This window comes from Oleiphilus sp. HI0079 (assembly GCF_001635105.1).
This window is the reverse complement of the sequence record NZ_LWFT01000015.1, coordinates 1-861: the sequence shown is the minus strand read 5'-3', so window position 1 is coordinate 861 and position 861 is coordinate 1. Positions and strand designations below refer to the sequence as shown.

1 protein-coding gene is annotated in these 861 nt (G+C 47.3%); it reads right to left on the bottom strand.

Annotation, left to right across the window (positions count from 1 at the left end):
• A partial coding sequence (locus tag A3750_RS00425; RefSeq protein ID WP_068547919.1) for a hypothetical protein occupies nt 1–825 on the bottom strand: 825 nt, incomplete at its 3' end.
• Nucleotides 826–861 lie beyond the last annotated feature (36 nt).

Sequence of the window (861 nt, the reverse complement as noted above, 5' to 3'; positions counted from 1 at the left end):
GTTGGATATTGTCTGCTTGGGGTGATCGTTGAAAGTACCTTGCCTGTGATGCGTCAACGCACACACGCTAGAAGCAGAAAGTTGCATTAGCTTGCTGATTGGCTGCCTTTTACCCTCACTGATCAATTCCAACTCATTTAGTGTTTGACCTGCTTTGCACGCCGCGTGTTCTTCATCAAGATGCGCGAGACACAGCTCAATATTGATCTCTTCAGGTATGAAAATGCCATTTGTTGCAAGTTGTGGAGCTAGGTTTGCCGTCACAGCGAGCTGAGGTTCCTGTTCGAGTGCTTTTTGCATGGTTTCGACGATAACGAGATCGAGCAAAACAGGATGCTGATATGTGCATGCATCTGCTTGAACGAGTTCTATTCGATACTCTGATAGCCCGAGTGAGGATATTAGTGTTGCTACACTGTCGAGCGAACTCTGGTGAATATCTATTAGGTGAATATGTAATTCACTTGGATCGAACAGGTGTAAAACCGGCAAGAGCAGGGTGGCAAAAGGGCCACAGCCTGCATACAACACCTCCGTTTCACTAGCTGCATCAGCGCGTGTTCTTAGGCACTTTAGAGCGCCATACACACCGCGAATAAACGCCACGCTGCGTTGATAATCCTTGATGCAATAGGCCGCTGCGTTTGGATTGATCGCGACGCCTTGGCTTAAAAAGGTATCGTCCGACCATGCTGTGTAGGTCGGATCAGGCTCAAGGTTTGATATCTTGCTGCAAATCTGTGCAAATTGATCGAGTGCACCGTGCAACTGTTTTCTCGAGCTGTTGGGGTCTAGGACAGTCTTGGAAATTTCGTTTAGGGTCATGGTTTTCGTTAAGCCTGTACTTCTTTATAAACTGCC